This window comes from Streptococcus sp. Marseille-P7376 (genome assembly GCF_902460385.1).
GTDB classification, from domain to species: Bacteria; Bacillota; Bacilli; order Lactobacillales; family Streptococcaceae; genus Streptococcus; species Streptococcus sinensis.
The window spans coordinates 1-7,808 of sequence record NZ_CABPTS010000037.1 but is presented as its reverse complement, the minus strand read 5'-3'; the positions used below and the strand labels follow the sequence as shown (position 1 = coordinate 7,808).

Here is a 7,808-nt window from a genome sequence, read left to right as displayed (position 1 = left end):
TTTCGATTTTTCGTCCAGAGAAAATCCCTTGTGAGTAGGCAAATAGTAGAGCGGCTAAAAGCATTTTAGGGTGATAAGACGGCCGACCAAAGTTATGATAGAAAGCGTGGAAGTGACGTTCCTCCAATGTATTCACCACTTTTTCAATGGTAAAGACGATGTGGCCTTGTGGTAAAATGCAAGCAAGTTCTAGTGGTAAAGTCGTTTGATTTGTGTTATAGTGAATGTGCATGGGATAGCCTCTCTAAATGGTTTATTGGGCAATTCTATTTTAGCAAGACTATCGCAACCATGCAAAAAGCAACGGCAAATCCGTTGCTTTTTTTGTAGCAAAGGGACTATTGTCCCAGACTCATTATAGAGCTTTTTAAACTAGGAAACCAAGCTTTTTATGATAGGTTTAAAGTTATTACTTTCACTGATTCGGAAATCACTCAGTTCTTGGTCACAAAGTGTTGGATTCCGCGGTCTGTTTCAGTGAAGAAGTATGGCAAAAAATCAGGGAAAATCCGATGTTTTTTCAGGTCTTGAATAGGAATCCACTGAATCTTTTCTAACTTATCTGGGCTGGGAAATTGTTGACCTTTGGGTTTCATGAAATAACATAGACAAATCTCATGACAGTCCAAATCTTTCAAAATTCCTGTGGAGTTAGAAAAGAAATTTTCGTGGATGTAAGCTAAGCGATCAATTCGTAAAGTTGGCCAGTCTCTTCCAAAACCTCTCTGAGGCAGGCTGCTTCAGTCGTTTCTCCAAATTGAACTGCTCCGCCAACGGAGTAAAGATAGTCTTCGCTGGGTAGTCTCATGAGGCAAAGTGCTTCTTCTTCGATAATCAGAGCGGCAGCTCGATAGCGAAAACGCTGATTTTCAACAGTATAAGAGATATCTTTTGTCAATTCTATAGCCTCCGTCATCTGTCCAGTATAAGTGTTTTTATTACTTTTGTCAACCCTAAATCTGTCCCCGGACAGTCTTTCTGTTTTAGGCTTGCTGAGGGCTTTTTTTCCTGCTAAAATAAACACATGATACGATATAAAGCTATTATTTCCTACGATGGTTATGGTTTTGCTGGCTTTCAGCGACAGCCTCATGCCAGAAGTGTTCAGGAAGAGATTGAAAAGACCTTGACCCGTATTAATAAAGGGCGGCCTATAGTGATTCATGGATCTGGGCGGACTGATAGTGGAGTTCATGCTCTGGGTCAGGTGCTGCATTTTGATTTACCAGAAGAGCGGGATGAAGAGAAATTGCGTTTTGCCTTGGATACGCAGACGCCGGAAGATATTGATTTTATCAGTGTGGAGCAGGTGTCGGACGACTTTCACTCTCGCTACAATAAGCATAGCAAGACCTATGAGTTTCTGGTGGACATCGGCCGGCCTAAAAATCCCATGATGCGCCATTATGCCACGCATTATCCTTATCCTTTGGACCTGAGTCTGATAGAAGAAGCGATTGCTCAGTTAGAGGGGACACATGATTTTACAGGGTTTACGGCTTCGGGAACCAGTGTAGAAGACAAGGTTCGAACTATCACTGAGGCCAAGGTCCGCTATGATGCAGAGCGAAATTTTCTGGTCTTTACCTTTTCAGGTAATGGCTTCCTCTATAAGCAGATTCGCAATATGGTCGGCACCCTGCTCAAGATTGGCAATAAGCGTATGCCGGTAGAGCAGATTCAGCGGATTTTAGCTGAAAAGGATCGTCATCTGGCGGGGCCAACAGCTGGTCCAAATGGTCTTTATCTAAAGGAGATTCGTTATGAAGAATAAACTGATTCTAGCTCTTTCGGGCAATGACATTTTCAGCGGTGGCGGACTACATGCCGATTTGGCTACCTATACAGTCAATGGCCTGCATGGGTTCGTAGCTGTGACTTGCCTGACGGCTATGACTGATAAGGGATTTGAGGTCATTCCAGTTGAGGAGGCTATTTTTGCTCAGCAGTTAGCCAGTCTCAAGGATGTTCCTTTTTCTGCTATTAAGATAGGACTTTTACCCAATCTGGAAATAGCAGAGCAGGCTCTGACTTTTGTCAAGGAGCATGCGGATATACCGGTAGTGCTGGATCCTGTCCTGGTCTGCAAGGAAAATCATGATTTGGAAGTCAGTGCTCTAAGAGAAGAAATCATCAAGTTTTTCCCTTATGTCAGCATCATCACGCCTAATCTGGCAGAGGCTCAGCTATTGACCCAAAAAGCAATCAAAACTCTGGCAGATATGCAGGCAGCGGCGAAGGAACTCTATGATTTAGGGGCCAAGCATGTGGTGATTAAGGGCGGCAATCGCTTGAGCAAGGAGCGAGCGGTGGATGTTTACTATGATGGTCAAGATTTTGAAATCATGGAATCGCCAGTGCTAGATAGCAACAATACCGGAGCAGGCTGCACTTTTGCTTCCAGCATTGCCAGTCAGCTGCTTCTAGGCGAGTCTCCGCTTGCAGCTGTTCAATTTTCCAAAGACTTTGTCTATCGTGCCATTCAAAATGCAGATCAATATGGAGTAGTACAATATGAAAAATAATCAGACACACAAAATTATTTTGTTATCAATTATCACAGCTTTATCAGTTGTTTTGGGATATTTTTTGAAAATCCCAACACCAACAGGTTTTCTTACCCTCTTGGATGCCGGAATTTTCTTTACAGCCTTTTACTTTGGTAAGCGTGAAGGGGCTGTAGTTGGAGGTTTATCGGGTTTTCTGATTGATTTGATTGCGGGCTATCCTCAATGGATGTTTTTCAGTCTCGTGATTCATGGTTTGCAAGGTTATTTTGCTGGTTTTAAGGATAAGGGCCGGTATGTGGGGCTGATCTTAGCAACCGTAACGATGGTTTGCGGTTATGCTTTGGCTTCTACTTTAATCTTTGGTAGTGGAGCTGCTCTGCCTGAGATGATTCCAAATTTCTTTCAAAATATTTTGGGAATGGTCGTTGGTTTCGTCTTGGTGAAATTGCTTCCCAAAACAGTGGAAAACGGACGTTCTGGCAATTAAGACCGGTATGAAAGAAAGGATTCAAGCATGCAAGATTTACAGGAAATCAAACAGCAAACTAAGACAATTCTAGCAGATGTTATAGAAAAGTCTGCTCTTTCGTCAGGCAGTATCTTTGTCTTGGGTCTGTCGTCCAGCGAGGTTCTTGGTGGTCATATTGGCAAGAATTCCAGTCTTGAAATTGGGGAAGTCATTGTCAAGACGCTCTTGGATGGTCTGTCAGAGCAGGGGATTTACCTAGCTGTTCAAGGTTGCGAGCATCTTAATCGTGCTCTGGTCGTGGAACGTGAATTGGCAGAAAAGAAGGACTTGGAAATTGTTAATGTCTTGCCAAGCTTACACGCAGGCGGGAGTGGGCAACTTGCAGCTTTCAAGTACATGAAAGATCCTGTTGAGGTGGAATTTATCACTGCTCATGCGGGCTTAGACATTGGAGATACAGCTATTGGTATGCATATCAAGCATGTGCAAATACCGATTCGTCCTGTTTTGAAAGAAATAGGTTCAGCCCATGTCACAGCTTTGGCCAGCCGTCCCAAATTAATCGGCGGTGCACGAGCAAATTACCTAGAAGATAGGATTCGAAAAGCCTAATATTTAAGAGGGACTTTCTGGAAAAAAGTCAGGAAAAGTAGAAGAATAGCCTAATTTCATCTTTGTTTTTACTTACTGTCATTGATTTGTGAAAAAACTATTCGAAATCAGTAAAAAATAGAAATTAAGTTTTGAAAAAACTTGCAATTATGATATAATAGCTTGTATTCAATAAATTTTAAGGAGAAATGACAGAATGTCTGTATCATTTGAAAACAAAGAAACAAATCGCGGAGTTTTGACTTTTACCATCAGCCAAGAACAAATCAAACCTGCTTTGGACCGCGTATTTAACTCAGTAAAAAAAGATATTGCTGTACCAGGTTTCCGTAAAGGACATCTTCCACGTGCTATCTTCAACCAACGCTTTGGTGAAGAAGCACTTTACCAAGACGCTTTGAACGCGCTTCTTCCAGAAGCATACGAAGCTGCTGTAAAAGAAGCAGGTATCGAAGTAGTTGCTCAGCCTCAATTTGACGTGGCATCTATGGAAAAAGGCCAAGACTGGGTAATCACTGCTGATGTTGTGACAAAACCTGAGGTAAAATTGGGTGCTTACAAAGACCTTGAAGTATCTGTAGAAGTTTCTAAGGAAGTTACTGATGCTGAAGTGGATGAGCGCATTGAACGTGAACGCAACAACTTGGCTGAATTGGTTCTGAAAGAAGATGCAGCTGCAGAAGGCGACACAGTCGTAATTGATTTTGTTGGTTCTGTAGACGGTGTCGAATTTGATGGCGGAAAAGGCGACAATTTCTCCCTTGGCTTAGGCAGTGGACAATTCATCCCAGGATTTGAAGATCAATTGGTCGGACATTCAGCTGGTGAGACAGTTGATGTTGTTGTCACTTTCCCAGAAGACTACCAAGCAACTGACCTTGCAGGTAAAGAAGCTAAATTTGTTACAACAATTCACGAAGTAAAAGAAAAAGAAGTTCCAGCACTTGATGATGAACTTGCAAAAGACATTGACGAAGAAGTTGAAACTCTTGATGAACTGAAAGAAAAATACCGCAAAGAATTAGCAGAAGCAAAAGAAGCTGCTTACAACGATGCAGTTGAAGCGGCAGCGATTGATCTTGCAGTAGAAAATGCAGAAATCGTTGAACTTCCAGAAGAAATGATTCATGAAGAAGTGCACCGTGCCGTTAATGAATTCCTTGGAAATATGCAACGTCAAGGTATTTCACCTGATATGTACTTCCAAATCACTGGTACAACTCAAGAAGATCTTCACAAACAGTACGAAGCAGATGCAGAATCTCGCACTAAGACAAATCTTGTTGTAGAAGCAGTTGCTAAGGCAGAAGGTTTTGAAGCTAGTGATGAAGAAATTGAAGCAGAAATTACTTCACTTGCAACAGATTACAATATGGAAGTTGAACGTGTCCGTCAATTACTTTCAGAAGATATGCTGAAACATGATATTGCAATCAAAAAAGCTGTTGAAGTAATCACAAACTCTGCAAAAGTAAAATAGAACAGTTAAGAAGCCATGGTTTCAACTATTGGCTTTTTCTCTGTCTAGAATACAATAAGTGAGTGAAATTTCTTTGACGAATCTGGAAATTTATCGTACAATAGAAAGTAGCGAAAAATTGGAATAGGGCTGAAAGCCTTTATGAACTTAAAGGAGAATGATTTTGGAATTAGAAGTATTTGCTGGGCAGGAAAAAAGTGAACTTTCTATGATTGAAGTAGCGCGTGCAATCTTAGAATTGCGTGGCCGTGATCATGAGATGTACTTTAATGACCTTGTTAATGAAATTCAAAATTATCTGGGAAAATCAAATAGCGAAATCCGTGAGTTTTTGCCATTATTCTATACAGAATTGAATGTTGACGGGAGTTTTATTCCGCTTGGTGACAATAAGTGGGGGCTTCGTTCTTGGTATGCGATTGATGAGGTAGATGAAGAAATCATTGCACTTGAAGAAACAGACGAAGACGAAGGCTCTAAAAAACGTAAGAAGAAGCGTGTTAATGCCTTCATGGATGGTGACGAAGACGCGATTGACTACAGCGATGATGATCCAGAAGATGAGGACTCTTACGAGGCAGACCCTTCTCTGTCATACGATGACGATAATGCAGATGACGAGAAGAGTGAAGTGGAAGCCTATGATGCTGAAATCAACGAAATCGCTCCGGATGATCTGGGAGAAGAAGTGGAGCTCAACGAAGAAGATGAGGACTACTCTGACGATGATGTTGATGTTGAAGGTGAAGAAGACGAATAATCAAAAAGAAGCAGGCTAAAACTGCTTCTTTTGCTTGAAGTAAGAATGTAATTGGCCATCCATGAAAAATTTATAGTCTAACAAGACAAGATGATGCAAACAGAAATGATATTCTGAAAGGAGAGATAACATTTATATTTGCTTTTAGTAGTGGCGAATGAGCGCTAAGTTGGACGAAAGCTTTAATGGAAATTTTTAGGTTGGAGATGGTATTTTCGATAGGAACTGGAAAAGTGGACGGCAAAAACTAATCAAAGTTCGTTTATTTAGTTTGCAATTTTTTGCTTCTTTGAACAGATTTGATGGCAACTTCGCTTCCTTTGTCTCCTAGGTTCCACCAGTCATTTGAAGAATTACTGAAGTAATACAACACAGCCCTGCTTTGAGAAGGGAAATGGAGTCTTTCAGCAACAATTTTCTTTGCTTCCTAAAGAAAAAAACAAAAGCTATTAAAATATGGTATAATATAAAAAATTTCCTGCAAATAACAATACTATACGGAGGAGACTTGTTATGAAATTTGTCATTGATAAAAGCTTAGCAGAACTTGGAATTACAAGCGTGGTGATTGGGATTGCCAAACATGTAGATCCACATGCTCCTCTCTCTGAGGCTTTTTTGAAGAGGCAGAAAGAAGCAGAAGCATGGGCTTTGAATTGTGATCTTGCTGAGGTATCCGACCGTCCGACTATTCAGGGGTATAGAGATTTACTGCAGGCTGTCGGCCGCAGTGTCAAGAAAAATCTGCCCACTGTGCCAGCCTTAATTCGCAATATTCAGCATCGCGGCTCAATTCCTCGAATTAACAGTATTATTGATGTTTATAATGTAGAAGTACTGCATTCTCTGCTGGCCATCGGTGGGCACGATCTTGATAAAATTGGAAATCAGATTGAGTTTACAGTCAGTCAAAAAGAGGATGTTTTCTTGCCTATTTTATCCAAGGAGAAACATGTTTCCCCGACGGATTACGTTTATCGAGACGAAAAAGGAATTCTAGCTTGGTTGGATGTTCGTGACAGTGAGAACTATAAATTTGATGATCATACAAAGAATGCGATTTTTATCATTCAGGGTAATGCTCACACATCTGTTGATATGCGTTTAGAAGCCCTAGACCGGATTGCTTACGATTTGGCAAACGCTATGCCAAATCTAAAATTCGAGAAATATGTAATCCATGCAGAAGAACATTAGAGCGCAGCAGCTGAGAATAGGTTCAGTTGCTCTGCAAAATCGTTTTGCTTAGTATCGCTCTGAAAATGCAACGCTAGAAAAAATAAGCATAGTTTTCTTCATATTTTGTTCTGTCCATCTTCAAAACTCAGCCATTGTTTTCGCTATGCTTTTTGACTAGACGCGGCGACTGCCAGACTTCGTGAGGTTTGTCCTCTTACATTCCAAATGCAGTTGCCAACTCTTTTCTGAATAGAAAAGTCAAAATTTCATCGGCTGACTTGTTGTGTGAAACTATTCGTTTCGCATTTTCGGCATGAGAGAGCTAGTCTAGTATTTCCTTGTGTCAGCTCACTAAATGGTATTTTGCTGAGATAAATTATCACTGATGAGATAGAATTCTTCTCGATTTCTGCTTGCAAATCTGGTATGTAGTAGATGAAGTGGAATTACCTCTGATAAACTTTCGCTGTCATACATGTTAGAGACTTAAGTCTCACTTTATCTTATTTATTAAAGCTAAGTGGTATTTTTTCTATTAACGAAGCTATTTAACAATTGGATTTTCTTTTTTTATTCAGCAACACCGCGATTCTCTAGCCCTGACAAGGGATCGAGGATTAATGTCTATTTAAGATATTCAAAAAAAGTTTCAAAAAAGCAAAAAAAGTTCAAAAAAAGTATTGACAAGAATTAGTTGAGGTGATATACTGATATAGTTGTCGCTTGCGAGGGCGACAAAGACCTTTGAAAACTGAACAAGACGAACCAATGTGCAGGGCACTACAACTGAAGTTGTAG

Annotated in this window: 10 protein-coding genes; 7 read left to right on the top strand and 3 right to left on the bottom strand. The window is 40.6% G+C overall.

Annotated features, from left to right (window positions below):
- From FZ952_RS11270 to FZ952_RS11865, 3 genes are all read right to left on the bottom strand, one after another.
- A partial coding sequence (locus FZ952_RS11270) for a transposase (RefSeq protein ID WP_148881724.1) occupies positions 1 to 232 on the bottom strand: 232 nt, incomplete at its 3' end.
- Between the two features lie 202 nt (positions 233 to 434).
- Complete coding sequence (locus FZ952_RS11870; RefSeq protein WP_262366367.1) at positions 435 to 596, bottom strand: hypothetical protein; 162 nt, start codon at positions 594 to 596, stop codon at positions 435 to 437.
- An 83-nt stretch (positions 597 to 679) separates the two neighbouring features.
- A complete protein-coding gene (locus FZ952_RS11865) occupies positions 680 to 916 on the bottom strand; it encodes an NUDIX domain-containing protein (protein WP_262366366.1) in 237 nt (78 codons plus the stop codon).
- A 108-nt stretch (positions 917 to 1,024) separates the two neighbouring features.
- Between FZ952_RS11865 and truA the strand changes: the two genes are divergently transcribed.
- The 7 genes from truA (at position 1,025) to FZ952_RS11230 (ending at position 7,028) form a co-directional block, all read left to right on the top strand.
- On the top strand, positions 1,025 to 1,774 hold the full coding sequence (truA, locus tag FZ952_RS11260; protein ID WP_148881723.1) for a tRNA pseudouridine(38-40) synthase TruA: 750 nt from the start codon (positions 1,025 to 1,027) through the stop codon (positions 1,772 to 1,774).
- Positions 1,764 to 2,525: a bifunctional hydroxymethylpyrimidine kinase/phosphomethylpyrimidine kinase gene (locus FZ952_RS11255; RefSeq protein ID WP_148881722.1), complete on the top strand. Its 762-nt coding sequence runs from the start codon at positions 1,764 to 1,766 to the stop codon at positions 2,523 to 2,525. The genes truA and FZ952_RS11255 overlap by 11 nt, the downstream gene beginning before the upstream one ends.
- A complete protein-coding gene (locus FZ952_RS11250; protein WP_148881721.1) occupies positions 2,515 to 2,997 on the top strand; it encodes an ECF transporter S component in 483 nt (160 codons plus the stop codon). Before FZ952_RS11255 ends, FZ952_RS11250 begins: the two co-directional genes overlap by 11 nt.
- A 27-nt stretch (positions 2,998 to 3,024) precedes the next feature.
- Complete coding sequence (locus tag FZ952_RS11245; protein ID WP_148881720.1) at positions 3,025 to 3,591, top strand: TIGR01440 family protein; 567 nt, start codon at positions 3,025 to 3,027, stop codon at positions 3,589 to 3,591.
- Positions 3,592 to 3,787: 196 nt separating this feature from the next.
- A complete protein-coding gene (tig, locus tag FZ952_RS11240; RefSeq protein ID WP_148881719.1) occupies positions 3,788 to 5,071 on the top strand; it encodes a trigger factor in 1,284 nt (427 codons plus the stop codon).
- A gap of 163 nt (positions 5,072 to 5,234) precedes the next feature.
- On the top strand, positions 5,235 to 5,831 hold the full coding sequence (gene rpoE / locus FZ952_RS11235; RefSeq protein WP_037615185.1) for a DNA-directed RNA polymerase subunit delta: 597 nt from the start codon (positions 5,235 to 5,237) through the stop codon (positions 5,829 to 5,831).
- A 513-nt stretch (positions 5,832 to 6,344) separates the two neighbouring features.
- Positions 6,345 to 7,028, top strand: a complete 684-nt coding sequence (locus tag FZ952_RS11230) for a B3/4 domain-containing protein (protein WP_148881718.1) — start codon at positions 6,345 to 6,347, stop codon at positions 7,026 to 7,028.
- The last annotated feature ends 780 nt before the right edge of the window (positions 7,029 to 7,808 follow it).

What these genes read in the sequence shown, in the direction of transcription:
- FZ952_RS11870 (WP_262366367.1), bottom strand. Translation starts at nt 596, where the DNA reads ATGAAACCCAAAGGTCAACAATTTCCCAGCCCAGATAAGTTAGAAAAG.
- FZ952_RS11865 (WP_262366366.1), bottom strand. Translation starts at nt 916, where the DNA reads ATGACGGAGGCTATAGAATTGACAAAAGATATCTCTTATACTGTTGAA.
- truA (WP_148881723.1), top strand. Translation starts at nt 1,025, where the DNA reads ATGATACGATATAAAGCTATTATTTCCTACGATGGTTATGGTTTTGCT.
- FZ952_RS11255 (WP_148881722.1), top strand. Translation starts at nt 1,764, where the DNA reads ATGAAGAATAAACTGATTCTAGCTCTTTCGGGCAATGACATTTTCAGC.
- FZ952_RS11250 (WP_148881721.1), top strand. Translation starts at nt 2,515, where the DNA reads ATGAAAAATAATCAGACACACAAAATTATTTTGTTATCAATTATCACA.
- FZ952_RS11245 (WP_148881720.1), top strand. Translation starts at nt 3,025, where the DNA reads ATGCAAGATTTACAGGAAATCAAACAGCAAACTAAGACAATTCTAGCA.
- tig (WP_148881719.1), top strand. Translation starts at nt 3,788, where the DNA reads ATGTCTGTATCATTTGAAAACAAAGAAACAAATCGCGGAGTTTTGACT.
- FZ952_RS11230 (WP_148881718.1), top strand. Translation starts at nt 6,345, where the DNA reads ATGAAATTTGTCATTGATAAAAGCTTAGCAGAACTTGGAATTACAAGC.